Genomic DNA, 15,688 nt, shown 5'->3' with positions numbered 1-15,688 from the left:
CCCCGCCTTTGAAATGCGCCTTGATATAAACAGGAGTGCACATGCCACTGTATGAGCATGTAATGATCGCGCGTCAGGATTTGTCCAACGCGCAGGCAGAAAGCCTTGTCGAACATTTCGGCACCGTTCTGGCTGACAACGGCGGCAACGTCGTCGAAAGCGAGTACTGGGGCGTCAAGACGATGGCTTACAAGATCAACAAGAACCGCAAAGGCCACTATGCCTTCCTGAAAACCGATGCCCCTTCGGGTGCGGTTCAGGAAATGGAACGCCTGATGCGCCTGCATGATGACGTGATGCGCGTTCTGACCATCAAGGTCGACGAGCATGCCGAGGGCCCCTCGGTCCAGATGCAGAAGCGCGATGAGCGCGAAGGCCGCCGCGAGCGCCGCTGATCAACGCCTGACGAAAGGACATAAACCATGGCCGCAAAACCATTTTTCCGCCGCCGCAAGGTCTGCCCGTTCTCGGGTGAGAACGCGCCGAAAATCGACTACAAAGACACTCGTCTGCTGCAGCGCTACATCTCTGAGCGTGGCAAGATCGTACCTTCGCGCATTACCGCCGTTTCGGCGAAAAAGCAGCGTGAACTGGCCCGTGCTATCAAGCGCGCCCGCTTCCTCGCCCTGCTGCCCTACGCCGTGAAGTAAGGAGAGACTGACATGCAAGTTATCCTTCTGGAACGCGTTGCGAAACTGGGTCAGATGGGCGACGTCGTTGACGTCAAGCCCGGCTACGCCCGCAACTTCCTGCTGCCCCAAGGCAAAGCGCTGAGCGCATCGAACGCCAACATCGCGTCGTTCGAAGCCCAGAAAGCCCAACTTGAGGCACGCAACCTGGAAACCAAGAAAGAAGCTGAAGCGCTGGCTGAAAAGCTGGACGGTCAGCAGTTCATCGTGATTCGCTCGGCATCGGATGCCGGCGCTCTGTACGGTTCGGTCACCCCGCGTGACGCCGCAGACGCTGCAACCGAAGCTGGTTTCACCGTCGACAAGAAACAGATTGCCCTGATCGCTCCGATTAAGGAACTGGGTCTGCACTCGGTCGCAGTCAACCTGCACCCCGAGGTAGAAGTCGAGATCAAGATGAACGTCGCACGTTCGGAAGAAGAAGCCGAACTGCAGGCATCGGGCAAATCGATCCAGGAATTGGCTGCTGAAGAAGAAGCCGCTGCCGAATTCGAAATCGCCGAACTGTTCGACGACATAGGCTCTGCCGCTTCGGAAGACGAAGATCTGGTTGCCGAAGAAGCTCCGGTCGAAGCAGACGAAGCAAAAGCCTGATCTGGCTGCATATCCAATATCAAAGGGCCGCGCTTTTACGCGGCCCTTTTTCTTTTTGTTACATCGCAAGCAAAATTCGGCCCGATTGTTCGCCTGGCCTTGCAGACCGGCGAGGGTTTCATATCATCGCCATTCGCAATCAGGAGTATTTTGATGACCCCCCTCCTTCGTCGCCGCGTCTTAACCTTGTTGCTTATGGCACCGCTTGCAGCTTGTGGCAGTCCTGGCAGCTCAGGTTCCGGCGATACGTTCGATCCCCCCCTCTACCCCAATGAAACACCCGAGCTTCGCGCCTCGATCAATAAATGGGCTGACCACTACGAGCTCCCGCGGGAGTTGGTGCACAAGCTGGCCATCCGTGAAAGTACACATCGACCGTGGGCGGTGAACCGGCCCTATTATGGGCTTCTGCAAATCCTCCCGGCCACTGCGCGATCAATGGGTTATACTGGAAATGCCGAAGGCCTGCTGGACGCCGATACCAATCTGGAGTTCGCCGGAAAATACCTGCGAGGCGCCTGGCTTTTGTCTGATGGAGATCAACAACGTGCCATCTTTCTTTATGCCAAAGGATATTGGCCCGAAGCAAAGGCCAGAGGCATGCTCGTCGAGACGGGTCTGGTTTCTGCCACAGAATAGGCATGTTTAATTCGCATTTCGATTGTAATGCACATACATAACCTTCGAAATGCCACGGCGAATCCCATGACCTACTGCACAACTCTGACGTTAAATCTTTTAAAGGTGCGTAATTGTGTGCCCGAAAGGCACATTTACCTATAAAAGGCAGACATTTCCCACATCTTCTTGTCTTGACAAGCGAAATGTGGTGTCCTGCTTGACGTCAGGGAAGACAGTATCATTTTCCTGGCCAAGGGGATCCGCCCGCTCACTCGGGTCTAACTGGTCGTTACCGTATGGATATTGTTGATCTCAGCACTCTTCCCGAACAGGATACTCGGTATGACGAGTTCCTGCGTCAGGTCTGTGACAAATATGAAATGGACCACGCAGCCTATGCGGGTATGAATCCTGCTGCAGGTACGATTCACGGCCATGTGACCTATGGGGACGACTGGAAAACCCACTATCAAGAGCAAGGCCTGCACCTGATCGATCCGACGCTGCACATGAGCCAGCGCAGTATCGCTCCGGTCGACTGGAGCCGTCTGGAACGCGGTAAAGATTTCCAGCGCGTTTTTCGCGATGCGCATGATTTTGGCATTCCAGATCAAGGCATTACGATTCCGGTTCGCGGGCCGTACGGAGATATCGGCTTGCTTAGCGCAGTGCGCGAGTGCAGCCGGGATGAGTGGAAGAAACTGGTGCCCAACGTGATAAGTGACCTGCAATCATTGGCCGTACACATCCATGACAATGTCATGACATCGGATACGATCAGCCGGATGCTGTACCACCCGACCCTCTCCAGCCGAGAATTGGAGATTTTGCAATGGGCCGCAGCGGGTAAATCGCAACAAGATATCGGCGATATACTGTCGATTTCGCACCGCACGGTTGAGGTGCACTTGCGCTCTTCTCGCGAAAAGCTTAATGCACTGACGACTCCGCAGGCTGTCGGTCGGGCCATCGGAATCGGCTTAATCTACCCAGGATAAAGCCAAATTTTGCCGAAATTGGGCTAAAAAAAGCCAATATTACGGGAAACCCCCAATAGATTCGCTGTGGAAACCGGGTAACGTCTTATCCACAGACAGATCACTCGAAGGGGGTTAACATGATTTTGGTAGTTGATGGGCTGAACAGACATCTGTTCACCGAAGTTCTTGACGATATGTTCGAACTGCGCGCTCGGGTTTTTGGCGGGCGACTTGGATGGGACGTCCACATCGAAGACGGCAAAGAAATCGATCAGTTCGATCATCTGGATCCTGCATACGTAATTGGTCTCGACGATGAGGGGAACGTCGTAGCCGCAGTACGTGCACTCCAGACAACCGGCCCGCACATGCTTTCAGATGTGTTCTCGGATATCTTATGCGGCGAAGCGCCAATGCGCAGCGCGACCATGTGGGAATCCACCCGCTTCTGCGTCGACACGCAGCGACTGACCCGAGGAAAAGAGAAGAACTCGGTTTCTTACGCGACCTGTGAGCTGATGATCGGATCTCTGGAATACTGCCGCAGCGCGGGTATCCAGGACATCATCACCGTGATTGACCCGGTTATGAACCGCGTTCTCAAACGCTCGAACTGTGCGCCTTACGACTATGTGGGCGAAACCGTTCCGATGGGCAAGGTACCGGCCATGGCGGCGTTGCTGGATTGCACAGAAGAAAGGATTTCGGGTCTTCGCGAATTCGCAGACATTCACCACGATGTCTTTATCGAAGAAGAAAAGGCGTTGGAGTTCTTCGAGGCCAAAAAGGCCGCCAAACTCAGCCCGGCAAATCGCGACCACAAGCCGCTCACCGATCTTGAGAAGTACTTTGTCGAACAGATGAGTGCGGCCAAGACGGAAGAAGAAAGGCAGGCAGTGCTGAAACTGATCGAAGCGCTGTCCGACACATTCACCCCAGAGCAGAAGACCGCTCTGTTACAGACCCCCCGTGCTTTTGCTCATGAGGCCTGACCCCCTCACCTCATAGTACAAAGCCACCCATGCGGAGCCGTCTAATTCGAGACGGCTCCGCTTTTTTTTGACCCCTAATGGGGGAAGGAAGAGGATTATTCCTCTTCCAGTGCCTCAACGGCTTTTTGCAGATCGTCCTTGCTGACTTCTTTGTCCGCAACCTGAGCCAGTTCGAAGACGTAGTCGACAACCTTGTCTTCAAAGATAGGCGCACGCAGCTGCTGCTGCATTTGGGCGTTCTGCTGCACAAATTCAAAGAACTGGCGCTCCTGGCCCGGGTACTGACGCGCCTGGTTCATGATCGCCTGTGTCATTTCCGAGTCGGTCACCTCAACCTCGGCCTTCTGGCCCAGTTCGGCAAGCAGCAGGCCTAGACGCACGCGGCGTTCGGCAAGCTTGTTATGCTCGTCGGTTGGTTCGATCGGATCGTGATCGTGACCTTCAACGTCAGGGTTTTCCTCGTGCCACAGCTGGTGTGCGATCTGCTTGGCTTCGGCTTCTACCAGTGACGGCGGCAGGTCGAACGAGACTTTCTCGTCCAGCACGTCCAACAAAGCGCGCTTCATAACTGCACGGGACGCACCAGCATATTCGGCTTCCAGACGCTCGGCGATCTGTGCCTTCAACCCAGCCAGATCTTCGGCACCAAATTTCTTGGCCAACTCGTCGTCGACCTCAGCCGCGACCGGCTCTTTCACCTCTTTGATGGTGCAGGTGAAAACGGCGTCTTTGCCGGCCAGATGCTCAGCACCGTATTCTTCGGGGAAGGTGACGTTGACGTCTTTTTCTTCCTCGGCCTTCACACCGACCAACTGCTCTTCAAAGCCGGGGATGAAGCTGTTCGAGCCCAGAACCAGCGGGTAATCTTCAGCCGAACCGCCTTCGAACTCTTCGCCGTCAACCTTACCAACAAAGTCGAACACGATCTGGTCACCGTCCTTGGCTTTCGAACCCTTACGGCGCGCTTTGAAGTTCTGCGCGGTCTCGGCCAGGTTGTTCAGCGCTTCTTCCACGGCTGCGTCGTCCGCTTTGACAACCAGCTTCTCCAGTTCAACCGATTTCAGGTCAACTTCCGGAATCTCAGGCAGCGCTTCGTAGGACATCGCAACTTCTACGTCGTCGCCTTCTTTCCAGTCCTCGTTGGTCATCTTGACCTCGGGCTGCAACGCAGGACGTTCGCCGCTGTCCTCAAAGTGCTTGTTCATCGCACCGTCGATGGTTTCTTGCATCGCTTCGCCAAGCAAGCGCTGGCCGAACTGCTTTTTCAGCAGAGCCATCGGCACCTTGCCTTTGCGGAAACCCTTCATTTCAACCTCGGGCTGCGCTTCGGTCAGTTTCTCGTTGACCTTGTCGTCCAGCTCGGCTGCGGTCACAACGATGTTGTAGCCGCGCTTCAGACCTTCGTTCAGCGTCTCGGTAACCTGCATTTTGGTAGTCCCCATAGGATTCGGGGCGCGCAAAACGGGCGCGCCGGGCAAATTTGACGCCTTCTATTTGCACAGCCGCCTGCGTGCAAGAGGCAAAGGCCCTTTCAGGCTGGTTTTACCCCTATTACAGACGAAAAAACGCCCCGGCACAGGCCGGAGCGTTCGATCATCGAAAGCTGAGAAATCAGAACCTCCAGCGGGCCCCCAGCACCCACGCCTCGTTGTTGTCGAACGAAGCGCCATCTTCGAAATCGTGATTGCGGTATTTCAGATATGCATCTGTATTGATGCTGTCGATACGCTGAACAACAGCGATGCCCCAAGCATCGGTGCTGGAACCGTCATTTACGAAGTCCGAGCCCGAGTAATAGTCGATCCCGATACCGGTTTTACCCCAGGATACCCACTGATCCTCATAGGCAATCTTGCCGTAGAAGTAGTTCGGGTCAGACGCACCATCTGCGTCATTGTCCCGCGTACCGGCGGCTACGGTGAAGCTCAGGCCGTTTTGCAGCATAACCGAGGCCGACCCGATCGTATCCTTGCGGTCCCCCGATCCATCGTCAGCCGAACGCACCGAGTATGCAACCGCCGCTGCAAATTCAACCCCGCCGCCGAAGGTGTTGTTATAGCGAAGGCCGATATCGTAATAGTCATCGTCATCGCTGCTGGACAGAATGTTCTGACCATAGGCGATGCCGGCCTTAAAACCGCTGAACTCCGGCGTGTCATACCGAACGCGGCCACGGCGCGCACCGTCAAAGTTGCTGCTGGAATCGCCAACGGTGATGTCGCTCAGCAAACCGTCAGTACCGCGATAGAAGAACCCGCCATTTTCATCGTTGGTAAAGGAATACAGCGCAGTTCCAACGTAAGACAGATCCACTTCGGCAGCGCCATCGGCCACCATGCTGCCCTGACCGGCCGAGAATTTACCCCAGTCACCGGCAAGTGCGAAATCCACGTGACGGATATCTTCACGGGTCCAGCCGCTGAAATCTGTGCCCAGCTGGTTCCACTCGCTCGAGCTCGGCAGACCAAGCCCGGTTTCAAAACGGAAGGTGAAATCGTTGTTGCCGAAGGGCTGCAACAGTTCCAAACCGACGCGGCTGTTTGACAGGTCATTGTCCAGAACGCGCGTTTCGGTCTCTTCACCGTCGTCAACCGAGATTAAGGCCGGGTGCAACTGACCATAAAGCAGGACATAACCGCCCGTGTTGTTTTCGTATTTCAGTTCGGCGGCGGCGGGGATTGCCGTTGTTGCGACAAGCGCCGCGGCTATCGAAGTCAGCTTAAAATTCACTGTCATGTCATTCACCATAGATGGGTCAGTTTTTTTAGATATTGCCGATATGCGCACCTGGATTAACGGTTCCAATGATTGCTAAAGCTTATTAGCCCGGCATTGCATTTCTGCCACAGGCGGAAGCGGGGACCTTCAGGGAAAGCGTTTTATAATCAATATTTTGACCTAGTTCGAAAGCAGCACCCAGCTAACCTGCAAGACAATTCTTGCGCTGCGTGTTGCAGCTTGCAAACACCCGTTATGCGCACAGGTAAATCATAAGGCGAAACATTGCCGCTTTGACCCGCGATCGGCCAATATTTGCCTATGACCCATTTATTTCAAGCCGTGCGAATACCGCTGGCAATTGTTCCGGCAGATCTTCAGCAATCAACCCCGGCCCAAATTGCCTGGCGCATTCCACATGTAACCAAGCTGCGGTCTTGGCTGCAGCCATCGGGTTGAAGCTCCGCGCCAGTAGTCCCGTTATGAACCCGCCAAGCACATCGCCCGACCCTGCTGTCGCCAGCCAGGGCGCCGCCCGGTCAAACAGCGCCGCATTGATCGCACATTGCCCATCCGGTGCAGCAATCACCGTGTCAGGGCCCTTGTATAGTACCACACAGCCAGCCTGCTTGGTCGCCTCACGCACGGCATCCACTTTGGAATAAGCCGGCCCTTTGCCCGGCTTGACCGAGAGCTTTTCAGAGATCTCCGGGAACAATCGCGCAAACTCGCCCCCGTGCGGTGTCAGAACACATCTGTCATGGAGCATGTCCAACAGCACCTCTGGCGCATCAGCAAACGCCGTCAAAGCATCCGCGTCCAGCACTGCGGGACGCCCCGAGGCCAGCGCCGCAGGAACCAGCTCCTGCGCACGCGCCAGCCCCAAACCAGGACCGAGGCATAGTGCATTCAACCGCGCATCCATCAGGACTTCCATCAGATCATCGCCGCTCTGGACCCGCTGCAGCATCAGCGCAGTGATGTGACTGGCAACCTCCATCTGAGCCGAGGGTGGAACACCCAGCGTCACCAATCCGGCCCCGATGCGTAATGCACCACGTGCCGCCAGCCTTGCTGCGCCGGTTGCCCCCGCACCTCCGCTAATAATCAAGGCATGCCCATGCGCATATTTGTGTAAGGCAGTTGCCTTCGAAAAATCAGGATCCGGGGTGGTCACCAGTTTGACCGCGCCCTGAACTCCCTCCTCCAAACCAATGTCCTTGACGACCAATCGGCCACTTCTGACCGGCCCCAGCCCCAGATAATGCCCCAGCTTTGCAGTATGAAACGATACCGTGATCCTGGCCTGAACCGTCGCGGTCCCCGGGGCCAGCTCACGCCCACTATCGGAACACAGGCCAGACGGCATATCAACGGATACTGTCTTTTCGGCGATGGCTGGATCCGAGGCAGTCATTTCTGCCCATTTTAGAACATCACCCTCAAGCGGTCGCTGTAAGCCCGTCCCGAATAACGCATCGACATAAAGGTCAGCCCCTTGATGCGCGGCAAACACTTCGGAAAATGGTTGAACCTCCCCCAATTCGCCCCACCTGTCATGATTCACACGCGCATCTGGTGGCAGCTTCGCCGGATCACCAAGAAGAAATGCCGCCACCTCCCAGCCGCGCTCCCGCAGCAAGCGTGCAACAACAAATCCATCCCCCCCGTTATTTCCCGGCCCGCAAAGAATTACCGCACGCAGCGGATCCTCTTCATCTGGCCCCAAATACCTCGGGGGTGCGGGGGCTGGCCCCCGCTGCAGCTCTGGCCATTCTTCAAATACGGCTTGAAGAACACCGCGCCCCGCCCGCTCCATCAGCTCCAGTCCGCTCACGTCACCGGACTCAATCGCGGATTTTTCGATCGTCCGCATCTGTGCCGCTGTCAGCAACTCTGCCATATTGCGCCCTCACACGATTCAATTCTGATTACATTTTGTGCACATCGATCAAAATTTAACCCGTTGCACGATTTCGCAGCACCACAAGGCGACCAAATTCGCGGTTCCATTGCCGCTCGATCTTAGACGTGATCATTGCCATCAAGACAACCACACAAGGTGAACCGGAATGAAAAAGATCGAAGCGATCATCAAGCCGTTCAAACTGGACGAAGTGAAAGAGGCGCTGCAGGACGTGGGTGTCCAGGGCCTCAGCGTGGTCGAGGTGAAAGGCTTTGGTCGCCAGAAAGGTCACACCGAACTTTATCGCGGCGCAGAATATGTTGTCGACTTTCTACCCAAGGTAAAGGTCGAGGTCGTCCTTGATGATGATCAGGTTGACGCAGCGATCGAAGCCATCGTTGGCGCCGCCAAGACCGACAAGATCGGGGACGGAAAAATCTTTGTCTCACCTATCGAACAAGCCATTCGTATCCGCACCGGCGAAACCGGTTCGGAAGCCCTGTAACACAGCAATCTTCAAATCAGAGGAACAAATAGTATGAGCAAGGACGCAGTTCTTCAGCTGATCCGTGATGAAGACGCCGAATACGTCGACATCCGCTTTACCGACCCGCGCGGCAAACTTCAGCACGTCACCATCATGTCCGATCAGGTCGATGAGGACTTCCTGGAAGAGGGCTTTATGTTCGACGGTTCGTCCATCGCGGGCTGGAAGTCGATTGAAGCTTCCGACATGAAACTGATGCCCGACACCGACAGCGCCTATGTCGATCCGTTCTATGCGGAAAAGACCATCTGCCTGCACTGCTCGGTTGTGGAGCCTGACACTGGTGAAGCCTATGAGCGTGACCCGCGAGGCACTGCTCAGAAAGCCGAAGCGTACCTGAAGGCTTCCGGTATTGGTGATGTGGCCTATATGGGTCCTGAGGCCGAATTTTTCCTCTTTGATGACGTTCGTTTTTCGAACAGTATCAACAAGGTATCCTACGAAGTTGATGCGACTGATGCATCGTGGAACACCGACACCGAATACGAGATGGGCAACATGGGCCATCGTCCGGGCGTTAAAGGTGGTTACTTCCCCGTAAACCCCGTTGACGAAGCGCAGGACCTGCGATCGGAAATGCTGTCGACCATGAAGCGTCTGGGCATGAAGGTCGACAAGCACCACCATGAGGTTGCATCGTGTCAGCACGAACTGGGCCTGATCTTCGACAGCCTGACCAAGCAGGCCGACGAGCTTCAGAAATACAAGTACGTGATCCACAATGTTGCACATGCCTATGGCAAATCGGCGACCTTTATGCCGAAGCCAATCGCAGGTGACAACGGCACCGGCATGCACGTGAACATGTCGATCTGGAAAGACGGCAAGCCGCTGTTCGCGGGCGACAAATACGCCGACCTGTCTGATGAGGCGCTGTACTTCATCGGCGGCATCCTGAAGCACGCCAAAACGCTGAACGCCTTCACCAACCCGGCGACCAACAGCTACAAGCGTCTGATCCCAGGTTTCGAAGCCCCCGTCTTGCGCGCCTATTCGGCCCGCAACCGTTCAGGCTGCGTGCGTATTCCGTGGACCGAAAGCCCGAAAGCCAAGCGCGTCGAGGCCCGCTTCCCCGATCCGGCCGCAAACCCCTATCTGGCGTTCGCCGCGCTGCTGATGGCCGGTCTGGACGGCATCAAGAACAAGATCGATCCGGGCGAAGCCATGGACAAGAACCTGTACGATCTTCCTGCCGAAGAACTGGCCGACATCCCGACCGTCTGCGGCAGCCTGCGCGAAGCTCTGGAAGCGCTGGCATCTGATCACGACTTCCTGCTGCAAGGCGACGTGTTCACCAAAGACCAGATCGACGGCTACATCGCGCTGAAGATGGAAGAGGTAGAAACCTACGAGCACACACCTCACCCGGTTGAGTACGGCATGTACTACAGCTGCTGATTAAGAATTTTCGACGAAAATTCTCAGGGGGCGCCCATCGGGCGCCCCTTTTTCTGTATCTCCGCGAGATTTGACGGATCGATGATGATCTTTCAAAATTTGAGCTCAACATCAGGCGGAGAGAGCACATGCCCGCAAGCGACAAACTCTTTTCTGAGTATTCAGGACTTGTAACCTCGGAAAAAGATCTGGAACGCATTTGCGGGCAACCCTTGCCGCAGATCATTGCAAAGGAATTGCCTGCACTTGATGAGATGTGTCGAGACTTCATCGGCATGTCCTCGTTCTGCCTGATCGCTTCGGCCAATCCCGATGGGCATCTCGATATTTCGCCTCGTGGCGATCCTGCGGGGTTTGTGCAGGTGCTCTCGAACTCGATGATTGCGATCCCGGACCGGCCTGGGAACAAGCGCGTGGATACGTTTCATAATGTGCTGAAAGATCAGCGCGTCAGCGTAATATTCTTTGTCCCCGGAAAATTGGAAACTCTGCGCCTGCGGGGATCCGCGAGAATTAGCGCAGATCCCGAACTTCTTTCAAACATGGCCGTCGGTGGACGCGTGCCCAAGCTGGCCCTGTTAATCCATGTCGAAACCGTCTTTGCGCACTGTCCCAAATGCATCATTCGATCAAACCTGTGGCACCCCGATGAATGGCCGGACTCATCCAGTCTGCCAAATATGAACGCGATGATGGTCAAACATGCCAAGATCGACAAAACCCCGGATGAATGGTTCGAATCCCTGAAAGGCACAGACGAGCTTGATCTCTATTAAACCACTTTGCGGTAGGTCGAACTCGGCTTAGGCTGAGCGTAGTTTTTTCAGCACTCGGATTTCCTCTATGCCTCGTCTTCGCCTTTACGCTGCACTCGCGTTCCTTCTGCCCTCGGTGGCACTGTCCGCCCCTTGTGGGAATACCAGCAGCGGGTTCGAGGCCTGGAAAGCCGACTTTGCCAAAACCGCCAAACGAGCGGGTGTTAAAAAGAAGGGTCTGCAGGCGCTCGCACAAACGCAATATGCAACACGTACGATTGCCGCGGATCGCAATCAGAAGAGCTTTAAATACTCATTGGACAAATTCATGCAGGTGCGCGGGGCAAACACCATCGTTGCGCAAGGGCGCAAGCGCAAAGCTCGCAATCCGCAGTTTTACGCCGCGCTCGAGCGTCAATATGGCGTACCGGCGGGTGTGCTAATTGCCATTCACGGCATGGAAACCGGCTTTGGAGGTTTCATGGGCGATAGTCAGGTTGTTTCCGCAATCACGACATTAGCCTATGATTGTCGCCGGTCCGAATTCTTCATCCCGCACGCTATCGGCGCCTTAAAACTGATTGACCAAGGTACCCTTACGATGGCGACAAAAGGGGCAAAACATGGCGAGCTGGGGCATACACAGTTCCTGCCCGGCAACGCCCTGACCTATGGTGTGGACGCCACCGGTGACGGTCGGGTCGATTTTTATAACATGACCGACGCGCTCGCCTCGACCGCGAATTTTCTACGTAAGAAAGGGTGGAAGCCCGGTCGCGGCTATCAACCCGGAGAGCCGAATTTTGCGGTCATACAGCAATGGAATGCGGCCTCGGTCTACCAGCAATCCATTGCAATCATGGCGGCGCGAATCGACAACTAGGGCAGTCATAGGCTTGACGTCAGAGCACCTGAATTCGGCCACATTGTTGCCACATAGATTTAAGGAAACCCCGATTTTCTTGGTTTCCAAAGCGTAATCAATCTTGGAATATTTCGACTTTTTTCCATTTTGGTCAAAATTTGCGCCATTTCGCCTGTTAATTTGTTGTGAAGATTATGACAGCAAAGGAACATGCTGTGACTGCAAAGCATAGTTACCACGGTGGCCTCCAGTTTGACGGGTCGGCAGATGGCGCGCTTGAGCGTCTGTGCGAGGTCGTCTCAACGACGCTGGGTGACTATGGCCATCTGGTCGAGCGCAAGACGCTTCTTAGCGCATCGGAGGCCAGTATCGTCAGCAGCCAATATCTCGTGCGTCTGACATTGGACTCGGAACCAACCCAAGTAGATCACAATCACCATGAGCGGATGGATCGAACCGCTGGTCTCAAAACTATGCCGCGTGCTGCGGTTACGCTGCCGGGAAACCGGCTGACGATCTCGATTTGTCCGGTGTCAAAACTGCTCGATGACAGTGAAATATCCGAGTTGATGCTTGTGGTGATCCTGTACCGAATGGTCGACATCTGCACGACCCGTCGTGTCGAATGGTTGTCGCCCAAAACGGTTCTGACCATCGAACAATTCATGAGTGCCTTTGATTCAATTGCGCCGCGCAACGCCCGGAACCGAAAGCAGATATTCGAAGCAGTCAGCGGCCCATTTGCGGGGCTTGATCTGCCCGATCCTGATGCGGAAGATACACAGACCAAACACGCCAAGCCGCGTCCGATCAAGCTAAGTGACGACCAACTGCTCAGTATCGCCTTCCGGACCGAGGCTGATGCTCCCCTGCCCGCCGGCAACATTCACCAGTCCGAGGACGAAACGGAACGCCCAAGCGATATTCTGCGACTGACCAGCTGGGGCATGACTGGTGCTGTGGCAAGCATATCGACACCGATTGCCATATCCCTGGCAGCAGTCAATCTGATCCGGGGTGAGGATTTCCGCCTCAACACTCAGGTTCTGGCTTTTACCACAGCGATTTTTGGCCTGAACGCTACGAATGCTTTTGCCGAGGTCGCCAGCGCGATTGGCATGTAATCAAATTACCCAAGACCCTCCTTGGAGGCCCCGCCGTCAGGCGGGGTTTTCCATTTTAAGGACCTGATCAGCGGCCATTACATAAGTGTGGATCGCGAACACCACTGCGTTTGTCTCAGGTAAACGCAAGAGAGTCTGACGTTCACTACGCAGATATCGGGCCGAATTTTCATCCCGCGGTGTGCGTCGCTGCATGAGACTGCGCGGTTGGAACAATTCGGCGTCATTGTACCAAAGCGCATTGAACCGCCAGAGTGGCCGGTTGGGTTGAATGCCGTCAAACAAACGTTGAACTCTGCGGGCAATATTGGCGTCGTAGGCGTCAACCGGCTCATGGATCCCAATCAACGGGCGCATGAACTTTTCCGACAGCATCCAGCTTGCGGGAAAGCACAGGATCGCGCCAGTCAAAACATGCTCGTCATCGTGTTTCTGCAGAATGCAGAAATCCTCTTGCACCAAATGGCATAGCGTTTCCAACGGGCGTTCCCGGTCAACCTCAACCCGCACACCGTCGGGCCGCACAACGTGATCGGAGACATTCGGATAAACTTGCTGAATGACCAGTTCCAGCAACTCCTGCGCGGGTGCCAACGCCTCGGGGCTTTGCGCCAAGACGTCCAGTTTTTGCTGCGCCAACAGCGCGGCGCGTCGTTGCATCTGGGCAGAAAACGCATCGTCGCGATGCAACCAGGCCCTGGGGTCCGCAGGCTTAATGCCAGGCAGCGGGTTTTGGGCGAGTGGATCATAGGGAATGGCTTGTTGTAATATCACGGTCATAGTCGAGGCATAGCACCCTGCTCTGACGCTGTCGGTCAAAAAGCGACCAGAAGACGGTCGCAAACCTAGAAGACGCAGCGCATCTGGATTTGCAGGTTGGGCAGGCAAGCAGAAAGGTCCAACCGTGAACACACCATATCGTGACACCCGTAAGATTGACCCGACCCGGGGCGCCACCCTCGGGGACGGGACACCGAACGACAATGACAGGATCGAGATCGGACCGACACAGCTTGCCTTCGACGAATGGGCCGCTGCCGGGCTTAGCCTGCCCAAACTAGAACAGATGCGTAAATACCGCTGGAAACGCCTCACTCAAGCCATCGTGCAACGCGATTGGGGCGGGATCCTGCTGTTTGACCCCCTGAATATCCGCTACGCGACTGACAGCACCAACATGCAGCTCTGGAATACCCATAACCCGTTCCGGGCCGTTTTGGTTTGCGCTGACGGGTATATGGTGATCTGGGACTACAAGAACTCTCCGTTCTTGTCGAAATTCAACCCGCTGGTGCGCGAGCAGCGCTCGGGCGCCGATCTGTTCTATTTCGACCGGGGCGACAAGATTGACGTTGCCGCAGATGTGTTTTCAAACGAGGTGCGCGCCCTGATCGAAGAACACGGCGGCGGCAACATGCGGCTGGGTGTCGACAAGATCATGCTGCACGGCCTGCGCGCGCTTGAGGCGCAGGGGTTCGAGGTGATGGAGGGCGAAGAGCTTACCGAGAAAACCCGTGCCATCAAAGGCCCAGACGAAATCCTCGCCATGCGCTGCGCCAGCCACGCCTGCGAGACCGCTGTGGCCGAAATGGAGCGCTTCGCACGTGTCAATGTCGGAGACGGGAAGACATCCGAGGATGACATTTGGGCAGTGCTACATGCTGAAAACATCCGGCGCGGTGGTGAATGGATCGAGACCCGCTTGCTTGCCTCGGGCCAGCGCACCAATCCCTGGTTTCAGGAATGCGGCCCGCGCATCACGCGGCAAAATGAAATCATCGCGTTCGATACCGACCTGATCGGGTCTTACGGCATTTGCGTCGACATCTCACGAACCTGGTGGATCGGCGATCAAAAACCGCGCCCCGACATGATCTATGCCATGCAGCACGCGCATGAACATATCATGACCAATATGGAAATGCTGAAGCCCGGCGTCATGATCCCGGAACTAACTGCGAATGCCCATCGGCTGGATGACAAGTTTCAGGCACAGAAATACGGCTGCCTGATGCATGGAGTTGGATTGTGCGATGAATGGCCCTTGGTAGCCTATCCCGACAAGGCGGTCGAGGGATCCTATGATTATCCACTTGAACCCGGAATGGTGTTGTGCGTCGAAGCGGCAGTTGGCGAGGTTGGCGGCGATTTCTCGATCAAGCTGGAAGATCAGGTTCTGATCACTGAAGACGGCTATGAAAACCTAACGAAGTATCCGTTCGACGCACAGTTGATGGGGTCTGGCTAAGCGCTATGGCCTAGTTCGACCAGTGGGACCGTCTGACATTACCGTGCCAATCTTCAGGCGCGGTGAGAGTTGGCGTGTCCTCAGACGTATTGGTCAGCGGCCAGCTTTGTCCCAGTGCAAAACCAATTGCGCCAGTCACGAGAATTGCCAACAGAACTCCGGCGTGGAGTGTCGGGCTTAGCGGTGCAGATGTTGTATGTGCCATTTTGACCTCTGCTTTGGATAAGAAGGATGATTGCAAGTTGGGGTCC

The 15,688-nt window shown here is 55.5% G+C and carries 17 protein-coding genes; 12 read left to right on the top strand and 5 right to left on the bottom strand.

What is annotated here, in order from left to right; translation table 11 throughout:
• Window positions 1-41: 41 nt before the first annotated feature.
• From rpsF to ACR0AU_RS01175, 6 genes are all read left to right on the top strand, one after another.
• Window positions 42-395: a 30S ribosomal protein S6 gene (rpsF, locus tag ACR0AU_RS01200; RefSeq protein ID WP_068332653.1), complete on the top strand. Its 354-nt coding sequence runs from the start codon at window positions 42-44 to the stop codon at window positions 393-395.
• A 27-nt stretch (window positions 396-422) separates the two neighbouring features.
• Complete coding sequence (gene rpsR, locus ACR0AU_RS01195) at window positions 423-650, top strand: 30S ribosomal protein S18 (protein WP_005608650.1); 228 nt, start codon at window positions 423-425, stop codon at window positions 648-650.
• Between the two features lie 12 nt (window positions 651-662).
• On the top strand, window positions 663-1,283 hold the full coding sequence (gene rplI, locus ACR0AU_RS01190) for a 50S ribosomal protein L9 (RefSeq protein ID WP_170733387.1): 621 nt from the start codon (window positions 663-665) through the stop codon (window positions 1,281-1,283).
• A 153-nt stretch (window positions 1,284-1,436) separates the two neighbouring features.
• Window positions 1,437-1,922, top strand: coding sequence for a lytic transglycosylase domain-containing protein (locus ACR0AU_RS01185; protein WP_170511990.1), 486 nt, complete (start codon window positions 1,437-1,439; stop codon window positions 1,920-1,922).
• A gap of 278 nt (window positions 1,923-2,200) precedes the next feature.
• Complete coding sequence (locus tag ACR0AU_RS01180; RefSeq protein WP_170396446.1) at window positions 2,201-2,902, top strand: autoinducer binding domain-containing protein; 702 nt, start codon at window positions 2,201-2,203, stop codon at window positions 2,900-2,902.
• A gap of 119 nt (window positions 2,903-3,021) precedes the next feature.
• Entirely contained in the window at window positions 3,022-3,876 is an 855-nt protein-coding gene (locus ACR0AU_RS01175; protein WP_170396444.1) for an acyl-homoserine-lactone synthase, read from the top strand.
• Between the two features lie 95 nt (window positions 3,877-3,971).
• On the opposite strand, the gene tig is transcribed toward ACR0AU_RS01175, so the two are convergent.
• From tig to ACR0AU_RS01160, 3 genes are all read right to left on the bottom strand, one after another.
• A complete protein-coding gene (tig, locus tag ACR0AU_RS01170; protein WP_170396960.1) occupies window positions 3,972-5,303 on the bottom strand; it encodes a trigger factor in 1,332 nt (443 codons plus the stop codon).
• 184 nt (window positions 5,304-5,487) lie between these two features.
• Window positions 5,488-6,612, bottom strand: a complete 1,125-nt coding sequence (locus ACR0AU_RS01165; protein WP_170422244.1) for a porin — start codon at window positions 6,610-6,612, stop codon at window positions 5,488-5,490.
• Between the two features lie 301 nt (window positions 6,613-6,913).
• Entirely contained in the window at window positions 6,914-8,497 is a 1,584-nt protein-coding gene (locus tag ACR0AU_RS01160; RefSeq protein ID WP_480795159.1) for an NAD(P)H-hydrate dehydratase, read from the bottom strand.
• A 169-nt stretch (window positions 8,498-8,666) separates the two neighbouring features.
• On the opposite strand from ACR0AU_RS01160, the gene ACR0AU_RS01155 reads away from it, so the two are divergent.
• The 5 genes from ACR0AU_RS01155 to ACR0AU_RS01135 all read left to right on the top strand — a co-directional run bounded on the left by ACR0AU_RS01155 (window position 8,667) and on the right by ACR0AU_RS01135 (window position 13,189).
• Window positions 8,667-9,005: a P-II family nitrogen regulator gene (locus tag ACR0AU_RS01155; RefSeq protein ID WP_170422248.1), complete on the top strand. Its 339-nt coding sequence runs from the start codon at window positions 8,667-8,669 to the stop codon at window positions 9,003-9,005.
• Between the two features lie 33 nt (window positions 9,006-9,038).
• Window positions 9,039-10,445 (top strand): type I glutamate--ammonia ligase, encoded by a 1,407-nt coding sequence (gene glnA, locus ACR0AU_RS01150; RefSeq protein ID WP_170396436.1) that lies wholly within the window; start codon window positions 9,039-9,041, stop codon window positions 10,443-10,445.
• A gap of 128 nt (window positions 10,446-10,573) precedes the next feature.
• Window positions 10,574-11,221, top strand: coding sequence for an MSMEG_1061 family FMN-dependent PPOX-type flavoprotein (locus tag ACR0AU_RS01145; protein WP_170396434.1), 648 nt, complete (start codon window positions 10,574-10,576; stop codon window positions 11,219-11,221).
• Between the two features lie 67 nt (window positions 11,222-11,288).
• Entirely contained in the window at window positions 11,289-12,083 is a 795-nt protein-coding gene (locus ACR0AU_RS01140) for a lytic murein transglycosylase (RefSeq protein WP_170733389.1), read from the top strand.
• Between the two features lie 197 nt (window positions 12,084-12,280).
• Window positions 12,281-13,189, top strand: a complete 909-nt coding sequence (locus tag ACR0AU_RS01135; RefSeq protein ID WP_480436677.1) for a hypothetical protein — start codon at window positions 12,281-12,283, stop codon at window positions 13,187-13,189.
• 36 nt (window positions 13,190-13,225) lie between these two features.
• Here ACR0AU_RS01135 and ACR0AU_RS01130 read toward each other — a convergent pair whose 3' ends face one another.
• A complete protein-coding gene (locus ACR0AU_RS01130) occupies window positions 13,226-13,969 on the bottom strand; it encodes a heme-dependent oxidative N-demethylase family protein (RefSeq protein ID WP_170612390.1) in 744 nt (247 codons plus the stop codon).
• A 124-nt stretch (window positions 13,970-14,093) separates the two neighbouring features.
• Here ACR0AU_RS01130 and dddP point away from each other — a divergent pair, with 124 nt between their 5' ends.
• Window positions 14,094-15,437, top strand: coding sequence for a dimethylsulfonioproprionate lyase DddP (gene dddP / locus ACR0AU_RS01125; RefSeq protein WP_170626646.1), 1,344 nt, complete (start codon window positions 14,094-14,096; stop codon window positions 15,435-15,437).
• 10 nt (window positions 15,438-15,447) lie between these two features.
• Here dddP and ACR0AU_RS01120 read toward each other — a convergent pair whose 3' ends face one another.
• On the bottom strand, window positions 15,448-15,642 hold the full coding sequence (locus ACR0AU_RS01120; RefSeq protein ID WP_170396424.1) for a hypothetical protein: 195 nt from the start codon (window positions 15,640-15,642) through the stop codon (window positions 15,448-15,450).
• Window positions 15,643-15,688 lie beyond the last annotated feature (46 nt).

The sequence above is a fragment of the Ruegeria sp. CG1 genome (assembly GCF_056537265.1).
The sequence above is the reverse complement of the archived record's forward strand: the minus strand, read 5'-3'. Positions and strand labels throughout refer to the sequence as shown.

Bases quoted from the DNA above. Each gene is read 5' to 3' on its own strand.
- ACR0AU_RS01140 (WP_170733389.1), top strand. From the start codon at position 11,289: ATGCCTCGTCTTCGCCTTTACGCTGCACTCGCGTTCCTTCTGCCCTCG.
- ACR0AU_RS01185 (WP_170511990.1), top strand. From the start codon at position 1,437: ATGACCCCCCTCCTTCGTCGCCGCGTCTTAACCTTGTTGCTTATGGCA.
- ACR0AU_RS01180 (WP_170396446.1), top strand. From the start codon at position 2,201: ATGGATATTGTTGATCTCAGCACTCTTCCCGAACAGGATACTCGGTAT.
- ACR0AU_RS01160 (WP_480795159.1), bottom strand. From the start codon at position 8,497: ATGGCAGAGTTGCTGACAGCGGCACAGATGCGGACGATCGAAAAATCC.
- rpsR (WP_005608650.1), top strand. From the start codon at position 423: ATGGCCGCAAAACCATTTTTCCGCCGCCGCAAGGTCTGCCCGTTCTCG.
- rplI (WP_170733387.1), top strand. From the start codon at position 663: ATGCAAGTTATCCTTCTGGAACGCGTTGCGAAACTGGGTCAGATGGGC.
- ACR0AU_RS01155 (WP_170422248.1), top strand. From the start codon at position 8,667: ATGAAAAAGATCGAAGCGATCATCAAGCCGTTCAAACTGGACGAAGTG.
- rpsF (WP_068332653.1), top strand. From the start codon at position 42: ATGCCACTGTATGAGCATGTAATGATCGCGCGTCAGGATTTGTCCAAC.
- ACR0AU_RS01145 (WP_170396434.1), top strand. From the start codon at position 10,574: ATGCCCGCAAGCGACAAACTCTTTTCTGAGTATTCAGGACTTGTAACC.
- glnA (WP_170396436.1), top strand. From the start codon at position 9,039: ATGAGCAAGGACGCAGTTCTTCAGCTGATCCGTGATGAAGACGCCGAA.
- ACR0AU_RS01165 (WP_170422244.1), bottom strand. From the start codon at position 6,612: ATGACAGTGAATTTTAAGCTGACTTCGATAGCCGCGGCGCTTGTCGCA.
- ACR0AU_RS01130 (WP_170612390.1), bottom strand. From the start codon at position 13,969: ATGACCGTGATATTACAACAAGCCATTCCCTATGATCCACTCGCCCAA.
- ACR0AU_RS01120 (WP_170396424.1), bottom strand. From the start codon at position 15,642: ATGGCACATACAACATCTGCACCGCTAAGCCCGACACTCCACGCCGGA.
- ACR0AU_RS01175 (WP_170396444.1), top strand. From the start codon at position 3,022: ATGATTTTGGTAGTTGATGGGCTGAACAGACATCTGTTCACCGAAGTT.
- tig (WP_170396960.1), bottom strand. From the start codon at position 5,303: ATGCAGGTTACCGAGACGCTGAACGAAGGTCTGAAGCGCGGCTACAAC.